Genomic DNA, 14,918 nt, shown 5'->3' on the forward strand with positions numbered 1-14,918 from the left:
CCGGAGTCGGCCCAGACCTGTTCTTCCTTGCCATGCAGCAGGTCGCCCACCTGTTCAACATCCGCCTCATTGGCGGCCGTGGTGGTGACGGTGTGCACCAGTCCGCTGTCGGCGTCGACCCCGATGTGCGCCTTCATCCCGAAGAACCACTGGTTGCCCTTCTTGGTCTGGTGCATCTCTGGGTCACGCTCGCCCTCAGCGTTCTTCGTGGAGCTCGGCGCGGCAATGATGGTGGCGTCCACGATGCTGCCTTGCTTGAGCAGCAGACCCTTGCGCGCCAGGAGCGCGTTGATCGCCTTCAGAATGTCGTCCGCCAGATCGTTGGCCTCGAGCAGGTGCCGGAAATTCAGGATCGTCGTCTCGTCCGGAATCGGCTCGTTCAGGCTCAAACGGGCAAAGCTGCGAAGCGATGCAATCTCATACAGAGCCTCCTCCATCGCCGGGTCACTCAGCGCAAACCAGTTCTGCATCAGGTGCACCCGCAGCATCGACTCAAGCGCGTACGGCCTGCGGCCGCGGCCAGCCACCGGGTAGTGTGGCTCAATGATCTTGAGCAACACCTTCCACGGCACAACCAGTTCCATTTCCTCCAGGAACACCTCGCGCCGAGTCTTCTTCCGCTTGCCGGCGTACTCGGCGTCCGCAAAACTTATCTGGCTCATTCGCGCAGGCTCCTTTGCATCAATCAACGCGCCGCGGCATGATCGGTGGACTTATTCAGACCTTCCCTAAGGCTGGAGTTCCAAGGCGGCTGATGCCGCGTGCTCAGTGACCCTGCTGCGCGAGCATGGCCTCGATCACGCGAGAACGGCCGCAAGTCCCCCATTGCGGGGCGACACTGCGTCATTTCTTGCGTCGTGTCCGCAGGGGGGGCTTCGTTCCTTTGCCCTTCCCCGATGGATACTTCTCCTGCGCCTGCTCCAGCCACTGCAGCGTCTCCACCGACGTGACGAAGCGCCGCAGGTAATCGGTCGACAGCTCGCGCATCATCGCCAGCGACTGCAGCACCAGCATGTGCGAGTTGAGCGGGCCGGCGTTGGGCGGCTTGCGCGACACGGCCTGGTCGACCTGGTCCAGCAGCTGCATGCCTTCCCAGGCGCGGCGGAAGCGCCGCACGCTGGCCAGTTCCTCCGCGTCCTGCGCCTCGCCGGGCGCGGCGGACTGCAGCTTGGCGAGCGAAGCCGCGCGCAGGTCCGCCGTCAATTGCGCAAGCGGCGAGGGCTCGTTCATGGCGCGGGCGATTTGGTCGCCGGGGCCCGCGGCACCGGCGCCATCTCCACGCGGCGATTGAGCGCGCGGCCTTGCTCGTTGGCGTTGGAGGCCACCGGTTGCTGGGCGCCGAAGGCTGCGGCGAACACCTGCGCGGGCGGCATGCCTTCGTCGATCAGCGCGCGGGTCACGGTCAGGGCGCGCTGCGCCGACAGCTCCAGGTTGTCGGCGAAACGCTGGTTGCGGTCGGACACCCGCTTGTCGTCGGTGAAGCCGCTCACCATCAGCATCTCGTTGCGCTCGCCCAGGTACACGCGCAGCGGATGCACCAGGCTCTTGAGCAGCTGCCGGCCTTCGGGCCGCAGTTCGTCGGAGTTCACCGGGAACAGCACGCTGCCGCTGATGCCGATGCGGCCGTCGCTCACCGTGACGCGGCCCGAGGCCAGCGGCACCGCCAGCGCCTTCTCCAGCGCGATGCGCCGCTGCTCCTCGATGCGGCGCTTCTCCATCTCGGACTGCAGGTTGGCCACCAGGTCCATCTGCATCACCAGCACGCCCACCAGCACCAGCACGAAGGCGCCGAGCAGGCCGGACATCAGGTCGCCGAAGACGGCCCAGACGGGCGCGACCGACTCGCCGGCGGCGTCGCTCTCGTCCAGTTCCATCATGCGCGCGCCCCGGCGACCAGCGCCACCGGCGGCGTCGGCCTGGACTGCAGATCGCGCAGGTTCTCCACGATGCCCTGCTGCGACGCGATGCTGAGGTCGATGACCTCGCGCGCCTGCGCCACGTAGTAGGCCAGCTGTTCGTCGCTGCGCGTGGTGGTTTTCTCCAGCGAGGCCTCGATGCGCTGCAGCGTCTCCATCAGCTTGCCGCTGCTGGCCTGGAAGGTGTCCACGCCGCTGCCGAAGCCTTCGGCCAGCTTCGCCAGTTCGGCGGCGGTTGCCGTGACCTGCGTGCCCATGTCACTCGCCTGCGACGCCTGCGCATCGAGCGCGGACGCGAAGCGCACGCCGGCCTGTTCCAGCACCGACGACGCGGACGAGACCATGCCTTCGATCGCCGTGCGCTGCTCGCCGGTGGCCTGGTTGACGGCCTGCAGCAGCGTGCCGAGGCGCTCCAGCAGTTCGGTGCGTTCCTGCAGCGCCAGGTTGTCGCGCCCGGCGACTCGCTGCATCTCCTCGCGCAGCTGCGCGATCACGCCGGCGGCGGCCTGCGGCACTTCGGCGGCGGTGTGCAGCAGGCGCGTGATCGGCGCTTCCAGCGCGGCGCCCAGGGTGGCGAGATGCTGCGTCACCGCGGCCTGCAGCTCGCCCAGGCGATCCACCGCGGCCTGTCCACGCTGGCTCTCCTCGCTGCGCAGGGCCGCGAGCTCGGCGCGCCAGACGCCGGCGAGGCCATCCATGCGCTCGCGCTGCTGCGCCAGCCATTGCGATTCGGTGTCGGCGCGCGAGCGCAGCAGCTCCTGCGATTGCGCCAGCAGCTTGGCCAGCGACTGCTGCTGCGCGCCGGTCTGTTCGCCGAGATTCTTCAACAATGCCGCGCTGCGCTCTTCGAACACCTTCGAAAGAGCATCGACCTGCGTCTTCACCGCGTCGCCCATGCGCGCCTGCACCGACTGCGATTCGGCGACGATGCGCGTCATCGCCTGCTCCACCACCGGCGTGATGCTGCGGCCGGCGGCCTCGGCGCTGGCCGACAGGCTGTCCTGCAGCGACGTCCCGACGCTGCGCGCGAGATCCGTGTAGGCGGTGGTGACTTCACGATGGAACTGCGCCTGCTGTTCCGACAGGCGCTCGTCCAGCTGGCGGCTGCGCTGCTCGATGCGTTCCATCAGCGCTTCCAGCTTGTCCACCACCGCCGGCAGCGCTGTCGACTGCGCCTGCAGCGCGCGGAAGGTCTCCTGCCGCTGGTGTGCGTGCGAGAACGGCTGCAGCACGCCGGCGATGCGGCCGTCGAGGTGGCGCACCACCTCCATCCGTTCGCGCCGGCTGATCGCCGCCATCAGGCCCAGCATCGCCGAGGCCGCGACGCCCGCGACCGAGGTGCCGAAAGACAGTCCCAGCCCCTTGATCGGTTCGGCCAGCGCGGAGCGGATCGCCTGCAGGTCGGTCGATCCCTGCAGCGCGAACACCGCGCCCTTGAAGGTGACCACCATGCCGAGGAAGGTGCCCAGCATGCCCAGCATCACCAGCAGGCCCACCAGGTAAGGTGTCAGCGCGGGGCCGGGCAGCGCGGCGCGCTCGCCTTCGATGCGCAGGCGCACCGCGTGGCGCAGCGTGGCCGGCACGTGCTCGAGCCAGCCGCGCAGGTCGGCGAGCGGTTGCGGGATCGCCGTGAGCGCCGCATCGAGGGCCGACGTCGCCGCGCGGAACTGGCGCAGCTCCCATGCCCCCAGCAGGTACACGCCGGCGATCACGGCGGTCATCGCGACCGCCAGCCAGCTGGCGCCGACGAAGCTCGCGGCCACCCAGGCCACGGCCGCCAGGCCGACGGCGAAAGCCGCCGAAAAGAAACGTTTGCTCATTGCTGTTTCCGGGATTCGTTCGCCAGGGCGTCGATCATTCCCGCCACCGGCTCCAGGCGCAGGTCCAGCTCCGCGAGCAGGGCCTGGCGCCAATCGTTGATGAAGTGCTGCTGCTGCCCCTCGGCGCGCAGCTGTTCGAAGCGCCGCTGCAGCAGCGTGGGCGTCGTGGGCCACAGCGCCTGCTCGCGCGGCGCGAGCATGTCCTCCAGCACGGCGTCGAGGGCGGCGAGCTGGCGCAGCCGCGGCGCGGTGCGCGCGAGCGACTGCCGCACGTGGTCGCGCAGCGGCTTGACCAGCAGGTCCATCTGGCGCTGCAGGTCGGCATGCCGCTCGCGGAACACGGCGTAGGTGACTTCTTCCGCGGCGATGCCCGCGAGCTTCACCGGGTCCTGCGCGATCGCGCGGCCCAGCGTGCCGCGCGCACCCTGCAGGTCCGCGGCGAGGTCCTGCCGGCGCGGCGCCGAAGGCTTCGTCACCGGCGCGACGTGCATCGCGCGGATCGCCTGCTGCGCCGACTGCAGCCGGATCGCATCGAACGCGTCGAGCGACAGGCTCAGGCGCTCGGCGAAATCCATGCCGCCCGCTTCGGGTTCGACCGGCGTCCATTCGCCCAGCAGGCGAACGAGCCGCGATGTGCCGAAGGTGCTGCGCAACAAGTCCATCCTCTGCACCCGCGGGTGCGTTTCCTCGTCGTGGTTTCGGGGCCGGATCGGCCCGCGCGGGCCCGCCGGGCCGCAGTGTGGAGAGTCGCGGCAGCCGGCGAGGCCGGCGCGCGCCCCGTATTAGAAACGATCCGGACCCATGCTCTGCGAGAGCGGGCACGACGTGCCGGCCGCCCGCCGCGAGGGAGGCTCGACCGTGCTTTATTTCCGGCCTGGCGTCTGCCGCCGCTCATGCTTCGCGGTCGGCGGGGTTCGCCTGCGGGCTCACCCCGCCCTACAGGGCTGGACGAGCTTCGGCGAGCACGCGCACTGAAGTACGACGATCCACAAGATCCGAAACGATTTGTGTGAAGCGGTCGAACGTTAGATAGCACTCCGTACATCCATCGACCGATGCCCATCGGCCGATGCGCGGGGCGCGCGCAGCGCCTTCAATGCAAGTCCCTTCCATCCATCCGGGGACTTCCATGCCTGACATCAACGTCAACCTCGACCTCGCCCGCTTCCGGGGCAACCTGCTTGCCGAGATCCTGCTGCGCTTTCCGTGCCCGCAAAAGGTGCTGATGGTCACCGACGGCTCGCTCAGCTTCGGCACCGGCGGCTTCGGGCTGTCGGAATTCGTCGGCATCGTGCAGGGCGCGGGCCACACCGTGTCCACCGCGCGGCGCAATGGCGGCGGCGGCACCACCATCCCCGGCAACTTCAATTTCGCGACGGCCGCGACGCCGGTCACCACGGCGAACTACGACCAGGTCTGGGTGTTCGGCTTCAGCACCGCGGTCATCAGCCCCGACGAGCAGACGACCATCGCCCAGTTCATGCAGTCCGGCGGCGGGCTGTTCGCCACCGGCGACCACGAGACCATCGGGGCCGGCATGGGCGCGCACCTCCCGCGCGTGAACGCGATGCGCAACTGGGCCACGATCCCCATGGTCAATCCCGAGCGGCACGACACGGTGATCAACGCCGGCGCCGACGCGATCAAGCAGTTCGACGACCAGGCCGACCCGATCGCGCAGCCGATGTACCCGGTGTTCTTCTCCAACGGCGGGCCGGACGGCGTGGCGTCCTCCTGGAGCGTGCACCCGGTGCTGCGCCATCCTTCCGGCGCGGTGGACTGCCTGCCCGACCATCCGCACGAGAGCGAATGCCTCGCGCCCGTCCCGGGGGCCGGCACCTTCGCCGGCGTCGAGCAGTGGCCCACGCCGATCGGCGGCGGTGCGCGCATCGCGCCGGTGGTCGTGGGCGTCACCGTGTCGGCCGGCCGCTTCATCACCGACACGCTGAAGCCGCCCGTGCGGCCGCACAGCTTCGGCGCGATCTCCGCCTACGACGGCGACGCCGCGCGCGTGGGCCGCATCGTGTGCGACGCGACCTGGCACCACTTCGTCAACATCAACCTCAACGGCTCCGGCGCCACGCCCGACACGACGGCGTCGCCGCGCACCGGCCTCTACGTGTCCGGCAGCGCGACGCCCGAGTACCAGAAGATCCAGCGCTATTACCTCAACACGGTGCGCTGGCTGGCGCCGCGCAACCGGCGCAACTGCTGGCCCTTCCTGCAGGCGGCGCTGGCGCGCTTCGACTTCGAGATGCTGGAGGTGGCGCTGCCGCATCCGCATCCCTGCCCCTGGGATCCGCTGCAGCAGATCGGCCGCATCGCCGAGGACGCGGTGGCGCGCCACTGGGGCCCGGGCGCGATGGAGGAGATCGTCGACGACCTGCTCGCAGCCGGCAAGGCCGCGCCCGGGCTCGCGACGCTGCTGAAGTCGCAGCCGCAGAAGAACGGCAACGGCCGCGAGCCGTCGCTGCTGCCGCTGCAGGAACTGCGGCGCGCGGTGCTCGGCTCGATGGTCAACGTGGTCGCGCAGCACCTGCCGGCCGACGAGGAGAAGCTCGCCGACCTCATGGGCGACGGCCACGACGAGATCGCGGCGAAGCTGCTGCCCGAAGGCGTCCGCGCGGCCGAACTCGCGGTGCAGGATTTCATGGAGCGCGCGCTGAAGCACACGCGCACGCTGGCGAAGATGATGCAGGAGGGGAAGGAGTCGCGTTGACGCGGCGAACGGCGGGGTTCGCCTTCGGGCTCACCCCGCCCTACGAAAACCAGAAGACCCTTTCTGGTTCCCAGGCACCTCCCAGGCGTAAAGTCCCCCAGGCATCCGGGCCCTGGAGTCGAACATGCCCAAATCCCTACTCGCAGTCCTGCTGCTCGCGCTGGCGGGCTGCGGCAACCTGCCGCCGCCGGAGTTGCAGACGCCGTCGCAACTGGAGTACAGCATCCATTCGCCCTGCGCGGTGGGCGGCGAACACTCCTACGCCTGCCAGGTCGAGCGCTACAACAACGTCAATACGCCGCCGTAGGGCGATCCTGCCGGCGGTCTCGCCCGGCATCCGCCTGCGGGTCGATCGGCCCGACGACCTCGTGCAGCGTCCACGTCCCCGGGCGCCCGCGCAGCTCCACCGGCCCGTGGGGGCGCAGCGCGATGCGACCGTGCAGCGCGGCGGCGACGGCGTCCGACGCCAGGATGCGCGTGCCGAGCTCCTTGTTCATCGCCTCGATGCGGCTCGCGACGTTGACGGTGTCGCCATAGGCGGTGAACGACAGCCGCTCCGCCGAACCCAGCACGCCGGCCACCGCCGGCCCGCAGTGCAGGCCGATGCGCGTGTGCAGCTGCGGCAATCCCTGCGCGGCCCATTCGGCATTGCGCGCTTCCAGCACTTCCTGCAGCTCCAGGGCGGCGAGGGTCGCGCGGTAGGCGGCGTCCGGCTCGGGCCGGGGCACGCCCCAGAGCACCATCATGCCGTCGCCGATGTACTTGTCGATGGTGCCGCCGTGCCGCACCAGCACCTCGGCCGCTGCACTGAAGTACTCGGTGAGTTGCGGCACCAGGCGCTGCGGCGGCACCTCCGCGGCGATGCCGGTGAAGCCCTGCACGTCGGTGAACATGACCGTGAGGTCGACGTGCTCGCCGCTCGGTTCGAGCGTGCGGCCCTGCCGCACCAGCTCGCCCACCACGTCGGCGGGGACGAACTTGCGCAGCGCGCGCAGGCTGCGCGCCGAGTCGCCGAGCGCCTCGTCGAGCCGGTGGATCTCCTCGACCGGGCTGTCCACGCCCGGCAGGCCCGCGAGGTCGAGGCGGCCGATGCGGCGCGCGACGCCCGCCAGCACCTCGATCGGGCCCGTCACCCGCCGCGACAGCCATAGCGACAGCAGCAAGGCGACGGCCAGGCACAGCAGGAGCAGCGCGCCTGCCTGCGCCAGGCTGCGCCGCAGCCCGCTGGTGAGGGCGTCCTCGGGAACCCAGCTCACCAGCTTCCACGGCGTGCCGGGGATGTCGCTGGCGCGCACCAGGAAGTCCTGGCCGCGAAAGGGGAGCAGCGCGCCTTCGCGCCCCTGCGCAGCGTCGGCGGCGAGGGCCGCCTCGAGGATGTCGCCGGCGGGCGGCCGCGCGAGCGTGCGGATCGCGCCGTGGTCGTCGCTGCGCGCGAGCACGAGGCGGTCGGCCGTGACGATGGCGCTCTCGCCGGCGCCGGCATGGCTGAAGGTTTCCACCACGGCCTCGAGGTGGCGCAACGAGATGTCGCCCGCCGCCACGCCGTCGAGCCGTCCCTGTGCATCCTCCAGCGCGTCGGGCGCCGAAAAGGTGATCCCCAGGTCGCCCGAGAGCGGCAGCGCATGCACCGCCGTCCAGTGCGTCTGCATGCTGCTGGTCGCCTCCGTGAACCACGGCATCTCGTGCACGTCGAAACGCGTGGGGTGCGTCTCGACATGCGAAGTCGCGAAGCGCTGCGCCGGGCGCAGGTCGTGCCGTTCCAGCTGCGGCTTGTGTTCCAGCACCTCGCGCAGGCCGGCGCCCTCCCGGTGGATGCGCCGCAGCAGCGGCGCCGGATGGCGCTGCATGCCTACGAGGCTGCCGTCGTGGTGCGCGAAATACAGGTTGTCGAGGACCGGCGATTCGGCCAGCAGGGCCCAGATCAGCTCCGCGCTGCGCTGCTCCGCGCGGGCGGACGACCCCTGCCCCGGCGACACCGCCAGCGTGCGCACGGCGGTGGTGGCTTCCTCCATGAAGGCCTTCACCTCGGTCTGCAGCCGCGTGTGTTCCGACTGGTGGCCGGCGCGGCCGGCGTCGTGCAGCAGGCGCTGCGCGCCCCAGAACCCCAGGACGACCAGCAGGAGGGCCTGGGCGGCGACCACGCCGACGATGAGCGTGCCGACCTCGACGCGGAAGCGGTGCCGCTTGCGCAGCCGGTCGTCTGACGGAATCGGATCCACGGGACGGGAGCGTAGCAGGCCCGCGCTCACCATTCGGCCAGGCTCAGGCCGACGCTGAACACGGAGCGGCGGCGGTTGTAATCCAGCAGCGTGTCGCCGTAGCCGGTGAAGTACTGGGTATAGAGCTGCAGGCCGCCGCCATCGCCGCCTTCCCACAGCGTGCGGAACCATTCCAGGCGCAGCGAGCCGCGCCCCGTGCGCCGCAGGCTGTGGCGCGCGGTCACGGCGAGCAGGTGCGCGTCGTTCGGCCGCCAGCTCGCCTGCAGTTCCGCGCGCCCGAAGAAGTCGCTGATGTTCGGGTTGTCGTCGTTGGCGCGGTCCTCGTCGAGCCGGCGCCAGATCCGCCCCTGCAGCTGCAGGTTGCCGCTTTCGGCGCCCGCCATCAGGTAGGCGCGGTTCCAGCTGCGCGAATAGGGCAGCGACTGGCCGTTCGAGTGGTGCACGATGCCGGCGCCGCCGTAGCGCAGGCGCCAGCCCGCCAGCTCCGCCTGCAGCGGGTAGACGTACATCACCTCGGGCTCGTGGTCGGTGCTGCGGAAGGGCCGCGAGATGCCGGGCGTGAACAGCTGCCAGTAGGACTGCTGGCTGTAGGCGAACCAGATCGAATCGCTCAGGCCGGACGCCGGCGCGGCCAGCAGGTTCTGCGCGAGCTTGCTGCGCACCGAGAGCTGCAGGCGCATCTCGCGCGTGCTGTAGTCGATCGGGGTGGCGGCGTTGTTGGCCGGGTTCTCCGAGGTGGGCTGCCGGTTCACCGTGTCGGCGAAGGCGGCGGCGGCCACCAGCGGGCGCAGGCTGCGCAGGCCGAAGGTGCCGCAGTCGCTGCCGCGTTCCAGTTCCCAGAAGCGCGAGAGCGCGGTGTAGCGCGTGTCGCGGCAGCCTTCCTGCGTGGTGAGGCGCACCGGGGCGGCGGTCGCGGCGACGTGAGCCGGCAATGCAGCAGGCAGTGCGGGCGGTGCCTGCGTGACGGGGGCGGGCGCTTGCTGCCCGGCGGCCCAGCGGTCGAAGCAGGCGAGGCGCGCGCCGTCGTCGCGCAGGGCGGCGCAGGATGGCCAGGAGGAGGGCGTCTGTGCGGACAGGACAAGAGGCAGCAGGAAGGCCCCAGCGAATGCGATCTGTCGAAGCATGGACGATCCTAACCGTAGGTCGGGGTGAGCCCGCAGGCGAACCCCGACGCACGCGTGAGCGCCGGGGTTCGGCGCTACGCGCGCTCACCGCCGACCTACTGTTTGCGCAACACGAACTTGCGTGGGTTCTTCGCGTCGGCTTCGGCGGTCCAGGTGCCGCGGATCTCGCGGCCGCAGGAACCTTCGACCACTTCGCCCAGCCAGGTCGCCGCGATGCGCTGGCCGTCGGCCGACTCCTCCAGCGTGAACTCGCCGTCCTCGACGTCGCCCGCGAGCAGGCGATGCTCGCCGCTGCGGTTGATCGCGCCGCTGAAGCTTTCCGAGTAGGTGGCGTGTTTCTCGAGCAGCAGGGTGCCCGCATGGCCCTGGCCGTCGAACTCGGCGCGCCACAGCCCCACCACGTGCGACTGCTTCACCTCGCTGGCGTGCGGGCAATCCTGCTGCGCGCCGGCCGGCAGCGCGCATGCGAGCAGCGCCGCGAAAACGACGTGCCTCATGCCGCGCCCGCCGGGCCCGCCGCCGCCGCCGCCGCGGCGGCCTCCGCGCTCTTCTTCGCGAATTCCGCCCGCAGCGCCTTGAGCTTCTCGCGCGGGTCTTCCTTCACCGTCGTCTTGTCCAATGCCATCTCGGCGATGAAGCGGCTCGGTTGCGCGGCCACCAGTTCGCGGCCCTTCTTGCGCTTCCTGCTCCAGCTCACCGCCAGCGAGCGTTGCGCCCGCGTGATGCCCACGTACATGAGGCGCCGCTCTTCCTGCAGCCGCGCCGCGAACGACTCGCTCACCACGCCGCCCTCCGCATCCTCCGGCTTGAACGGCAGCATGCCCTCGACGCAGCCGGCCAGCACGACGTGCGGCCACTCCAGGCCCTTGGAGGCATGCAGGGTCGACAGCGTCACCACGTTCTGGTCCTTCTCGCGCTCGCTGATCGTGGACAGCAGCGCGATGGTCTGCGCCACTTCCAGCAGGCTCTTGCGCTCGCTGGTCACCGCCACGCCGGCGGCGTCGTCGATCTCGCCGCCGCAGCGCCCGCCCATCCACTCGCAGAACTCCAGCACGTTGGTCCAGCGCGCCGCGGCCACCTTCTCGTTGTCCTCGCCGTCGTACAGGTGCTTTTCGTAGCCGATCTCCTTGAGCCACTCGAGCAGGAAGGCCTTGGCGTCCTCGGCGCCCATGGTGTGGCGCGCGCGGTATTCCAGGTCGTTCAGGTAGCGGCCGAACTCCTGCAGGCTGCCGAGCGCGCGGGCGTTCAGCACGCTGGACAGCGACGGCGAGAACAGCGCCTCGAACAGCGACAGCTTGTACTGGCCGGCGAACACGCCGAGCGATCCCAGCGTCTGGTGGCCGATGCCGCGCTTGGGCGTGGTCACCGCGCGCAGGAAGGCCGGATCGTCGTCGTTGTTGACCCACAGGCGCAGCCAGGCGCACAGGTCGCGGATCTCCGCGCGGTCGAAGAAGCTCTGGCCGCCGGAGACCTTGTACGGGATCTGCGCGCGGCGCAGCGCCTGCTCGAACACGCGCGCCTGGTGGTTGGCGCGATAGAGCACGGCGAAGTCCTTCCAGTCCTTGTGCACGCCGTTGGCGCGGATCGACTGGATGCGCGCGACCATGCGCTCGCCCTCGTGCTCCTCGTTGTCGCAATCGACCACGCGCACCGGTTCGCCTTCGCCCAGCTCGGAGAACAGCGTCTTCGGGAACAGCTTGGGGTTCGGCTGGATCACGTTGTTGGCCGCGCGCAGGATCGCGCTGGTGGAGCGGTAGTTCTGCTCCAGCTTGATGACCTTGAGGTTCGGATAGTCCTGCGGCAACTTGCGCAGGTTGTCCAGCGTGGCGCCGCGCCAGCCGTAGATGGACTGGTCGTCGTCGCCCACCGCGGTGAAGCGGCCGCGCTCGCCCACCAGCAGCTTCAGCAGCTCGTATTGCGTGGCGTTGGTGTCCTGGTACTCGTCGACCAGCACGTGGCCCAGCGCCTTCTGCCACTTCTCGCGCACTTCCGGGAAGTCGCGCAGCAGCTTGAGCGGCATGCCGATCAGGTCGTCGAAGTCGACGCTCTGGTAGGCGGTCAGGCGTTCCTCGTAGCGCGACATCACGGTCGCCGTCACGCGCTCGTTCTCGTCCTTGGCCTGCGCCAGCGCCTGCGCCGCGTTCAGGCCCGCGCTCTTCCACGCGCTGATCGTCCACTGCCAGCTGCGCGCGGTGGCCGCATCGGTGGTCCCGCCCGCGTCCTTGAGGATGCTGGTGACGTCGTCGGAATCGAGGATGGAGAACTGCGTCTTCAGCCCCAGCACGCTGCCGTCCTGCCGCATCATGCGCACGCCCAGGGCGTGGAAGGTGCAGATCAGCACGTCCTTCGCCTCGCGGCCCACCAGCGACTTGGCGCGCTCGCGCATTTCGGCGGCGGCCTTGTTGGTGAAGGTGATCGCGGCGATGCGCTTGGCCTCGAGCCCGGCCTGGATCAGGCGCCCGATCTTGTGCGTGATGACGCGCGTCTTGCCGGAGCCGGCGCCGGCGAGCACCAGGCAGGGCCCATGCAGGTAGTTGACGGCTTCTTGCTGGGCGAGGTTCAGGCCGGACATCGAAAGGGGGACAGCGGGGGCGCGGGGAAAAACAGCGGCAGATCATAAGCGGCGGGGCGAATGTGTCCCATTGCATCCGCGCGAACCCGGCGACCGCGCCTGCCCATCCATTGCAACGACAATACGGGCGTGCTAAGCGTCCTGCAGGTCACTTTCCCCTTCTTCGCCCTGGTGCTGGCCGGCTACATCGCCGCGCGCCGGCGCATGCTGCCGTTCGAGGCCATCGCGGGCCTGAACACGTTCGTGCTTTTTTTCGCGCTGCCGTGCATGCTGTACCGCTTCGGCGCCAGCACGCCGATCGCGCAATTGCTCGATCCCGTGGCGCTCCTGACCTGGCTCGCGTGCGCGTTGCTGATGGTCGTCGGCACCGTGAAATCCAGCATGAACGAGCGCATCCGCTGGAACGACGCGTCCTTCGGCGCGCTGGTCGCCGCCTTCCCGAACACCGGTTTCATGGGCGTGCCGCTGCTGGTGGCGCTGCTCGGCGCGCAGGCCGCGGGCCCCGCGATCCTCACCATCCTGATCGACCTGCTGATCACCAGCTCGCTGTGCATCGCGCTGTCGCGCCTCGATGGCGCGGACGAACACGGCGCCGCCGACGCCGCGAAGAAGGCGCTCAAGGGCGTCGCGCTCAATCCCATGCCCTGGGCCATCCTGCTGGGCGGCCTGTCGTCGGCCGCGCAATGGAAGCCGGTCGCGCCGGTGGGGAACACCATCGGCCTGCTGGCCGACGCCGCCTCGCCCGTGGCATTGTTCACGATCGGCGCGGTGCTGGCCCGCTCGCAGTTCGTCGCCGCGGCGGAGGAGCACGGGCCCATGCCGGCGCGCGACTTCGTCCCGGTGGCGCTGGCCAAGCTCGTGCTGCATCCGCTGCTGGTGTGGCTCGCGGGCACCGGCGTGCGCGCGGCCGGCGTGCCGCTCGATGCCTTCACGCTCAAGGTGATGGTGCTGGTGGCGGCGCTGCCCAGCGCCAGCAACGTGTCGCTGCTGGCGGAGCGCTTCGGCGCGGATACAGGTCGTATCGCCCGCATCATCCTGCTCACGACGGCCGCTGCCTTCCTCAGCTTCTCCGGCGTGGTGGCCTTGCTGCGCTGAGCGCCCGCAGGCCGCCTTCAGGCAATCGCGGCTTGTGTCCTGGCGGGCCCAGCCTGTATAAGGATGAGCTGAAAAGGGGGAACGATGACTCCACAGCAAGCGGTCGGCCTGGCCGCCCGGTTGTTCGCCATCTGGCTCGCGCTGGGCTCCTTCCAGTCGTGGGCGGTGACGCGCGCGCTGCGCTCGCAGGGCGTGATGGAGGCCGCCTGGGTGCAATGGTCGGTGCCGGCGCTGTACTGGGTCGGCGCCGTGGTGCTGTGGTTCTTCCCGATGTCGGTCGCGCACCGGCTGGTGCCGCGCAGCAAGTTCGAGGACCGGCTGGCGCTGCCGGCGCAGCAGGCGGTGGTCGTCGCCTGCGTGGTGCTCGGGCTGGCGGTGGTGCTGGTGCGCGCGCTGCCCGCGCTCTCCGGCTACGTGTCGCTCGCGGCCGTCTGGATCGCGAGCGGCGCGCCGCTGTCGGCAATGGACGGCAGCCGCCACATCGAACTGTTCTCCGGCCTGCTGCAACTGCTGGTGGGACTCGCCTTCGTGTTCAAGGCCGCGGCCATCGCGGCGCGCATCCTGCCGCCCGCGCCCACCGGGGAATCGCTGTTCCCCGCCACCTCGATCGTCGCCGACACCCGGCTCTGACATGCAGCTGCCGCGGCACGCCTTCCTCTCCGGCTGGGACGCGATCTTCATCCTGATCGGCCTGCACTTCACCGAGGTGCTGGTGGGCGCCGCCTTCCAGGACTTCGGTGGATCGTTCGGGCTGGACGAAGCGGAAACCTCCGCGCTCACGCTGCTGCTGGCGAGCGGCATCGTCTACACGCTGGCCATGAAGTTCACCCGCACCGGCTGGCGCGACATGTTCCATGCGACCTCCGCTTCGCCGTGGCGGATGGCCGCGCTGCTGCTGCTGCCGGTGATGGCGCTGGTGCCCGCGCTGTCGCTGGCCTGTTCCTCGCTGATGGACCTGCTGGTGGAAGTCGCGCCGCTCGCGCGCTGGGAAGAGGAACTGTTCGCCAGCATGGCGGAGGATTCGCTCGCGGCGATCGTGCTGGTGGTGCTGCTCGCGCCGGTGCTGGAGGAGATGCTGTTCCGCGGCATCATCCTGCGCGGCTTCCTCGCGCGCTATCCGCGCTGGCCGGCGATCGTCGCCTCCGCCATCCTGTTCGGCGCCTCGCACATGAACATCTACCAGTTCATGGTGGGCCTGCTGCTCGGCATCCCGCTCGGCTGGCTCTACGAACGCACCCGCTCGCTGATCCCCTGCATCGCGCTGCACGCGGCCTACAACGTGTCGGTGACGCTGCTGTGGACGCAGGACCCGGTGGGCGCGAGCGGCGCCTGGTGGGACGGCACCTGGATCGCATGGGCGGTGGCCATCGGCCTCGCCGCAGCCTCCTCCTTCGTGCTGGTGCGCATGCTGCAGCCCGCGCGGGCGTGACCGAGTTCCTTGGCGTCCGTGCGC

At 70.1% G+C, this 14,918-nt stretch carries 13 protein-coding genes and 1 pseudogene; 5 read left to right on the forward strand and 9 right to left on the reverse strand.

Annotated features, from left to right (window positions below; genetic code table 11):
- From VF522_RS03445 to VF522_RS03465, 5 genes and pseudogenes are all read right to left on the reverse strand, one after another.
- On the reverse strand, positions 1-662 hold a 662-nt coding region (locus tag VF522_RS03445; protein ID WP_330906823.1), incomplete at its 3' end, for an IS5 family transposase.
- Positions 663-843: 181 nt separating this feature from the next.
- Positions 844-1,311, reverse strand: a pseudogene (locus VF522_RS03450) (DUF2894 domain-containing protein); the annotation flags it as partial.
- Positions 1,227-1,877, reverse strand: a complete 651-nt coding sequence (locus VF522_RS03455; RefSeq protein WP_330906824.1) for an OmpA family protein — start codon at positions 1,875-1,877, stop codon at positions 1,227-1,229. The pseudogene VF522_RS03450 and the gene VF522_RS03455, both read right to left, overlap by 85 nt.
- Positions 1,874-3,736, reverse strand: coding sequence for a hypothetical protein (locus VF522_RS03460; RefSeq protein ID WP_330906825.1), 1,863 nt, complete (start codon positions 3,734-3,736; stop codon positions 1,874-1,876). The genes VF522_RS03455 and VF522_RS03460 overlap by 4 nt, the downstream gene beginning before the upstream one ends.
- Entirely contained in the window at positions 3,733-4,398 is a 666-nt protein-coding gene (locus VF522_RS03465; RefSeq protein WP_330906826.1) for a DUF3348 family protein, read from the reverse strand. Before VF522_RS03465 ends, VF522_RS03460 begins: the two co-directional genes overlap by 4 nt.
- Positions 4,399-4,865: 467 nt before the next feature.
- Between VF522_RS03465 and VF522_RS03470 the strand changes: the two genes are divergently transcribed.
- Both VF522_RS03470 and VF522_RS03475 read left to right on the forward strand, forming a co-directional pair.
- Positions 4,866-6,455, forward strand: coding sequence for a hypothetical protein (locus tag VF522_RS03470; RefSeq protein WP_330906827.1), 1,590 nt, complete (start codon positions 4,866-4,868; stop codon positions 6,453-6,455).
- A 124-nt stretch (positions 6,456-6,579) separates the two neighbouring features.
- The gene (locus VF522_RS03475; RefSeq protein ID WP_330906828.1) at positions 6,580-6,762 is read left to right on the forward strand and encodes a hypothetical protein; all 183 of its coding nucleotides are present in this window, start codon (positions 6,580-6,582) and stop codon (positions 6,760-6,762) included.
- Here the strand turns inward: VF522_RS03475 and VF522_RS03480 are convergent.
- The 4 genes from VF522_RS03480 to VF522_RS03495 form a co-directional block, all read right to left on the reverse strand.
- Complete coding sequence (locus VF522_RS03480; protein WP_330906829.1) at positions 6,746-8,674, reverse strand: adenylate/guanylate cyclase domain-containing protein; 1,929 nt, start codon at positions 8,672-8,674, stop codon at positions 6,746-6,748. The two genes, VF522_RS03475 and VF522_RS03480, sit on opposite strands and share 17 nt — an antisense overlap.
- A 26-nt stretch (positions 8,675-8,700) precedes the next feature.
- A complete protein-coding gene (locus VF522_RS03485; RefSeq protein ID WP_330906830.1) occupies positions 8,701-9,798 on the reverse strand; it encodes a phospholipase A in 1,098 nt (365 codons plus the stop codon).
- Positions 9,799-9,893: 95 nt separating this feature from the next.
- Positions 9,894-10,295 carry a hypothetical protein gene (locus VF522_RS03490; protein ID WP_330906831.1) on the reverse strand — a complete coding sequence of 134 codons (402 nt, stop codon included), beginning with the start codon at positions 10,293-10,295 and terminating at the stop codon, positions 9,894-9,896.
- On the reverse strand, positions 10,292-12,370 hold the full coding sequence (locus tag VF522_RS03495) for an ATP-dependent helicase (RefSeq protein ID WP_330906832.1): 2,079 nt from the start codon (positions 12,368-12,370) through the stop codon (positions 10,292-10,294). Before VF522_RS03495 ends, VF522_RS03490 begins: the two co-directional genes overlap by 4 nt.
- 129 nt (positions 12,371-12,499) lie before the next feature.
- On the opposite strand from VF522_RS03495, the gene VF522_RS03500 reads away from it, so the two are divergent.
- The 3 genes from VF522_RS03500 to VF522_RS03510 all read left to right on the forward strand — a co-directional run bounded on the left by VF522_RS03500 (position 12,500) and on the right by VF522_RS03510 (position 14,894).
- Positions 12,500-13,465 carry an AEC family transporter gene (locus VF522_RS03500; RefSeq protein WP_330906833.1) on the forward strand — a complete coding sequence of 322 codons (966 nt, stop codon included), beginning with the start codon at positions 12,500-12,502 and terminating at the stop codon, positions 13,463-13,465.
- Between the two features lie 84 nt (positions 13,466-13,549).
- Positions 13,550-14,095, forward strand: a complete 546-nt coding sequence (locus VF522_RS03505; RefSeq protein WP_330906834.1) for a hypothetical protein — start codon at positions 13,550-13,552, stop codon at positions 14,093-14,095.
- 1 nt (position 14,096) lies between these two features.
- Positions 14,097-14,894, forward strand: a complete 798-nt coding sequence (locus tag VF522_RS03510) for a type II CAAX endopeptidase family protein (protein ID WP_330906835.1) — start codon at positions 14,097-14,099, stop codon at positions 14,892-14,894.
- The last annotated feature ends 24 nt before the right edge of the window (positions 14,895-14,918 follow it).

The organism is Ramlibacter sp., from assembly GCF_036383835.1.
GTDB lineage: Bacteria > Pseudomonadota > Gammaproteobacteria > Burkholderiales > Burkholderiaceae_C > Ramlibacter.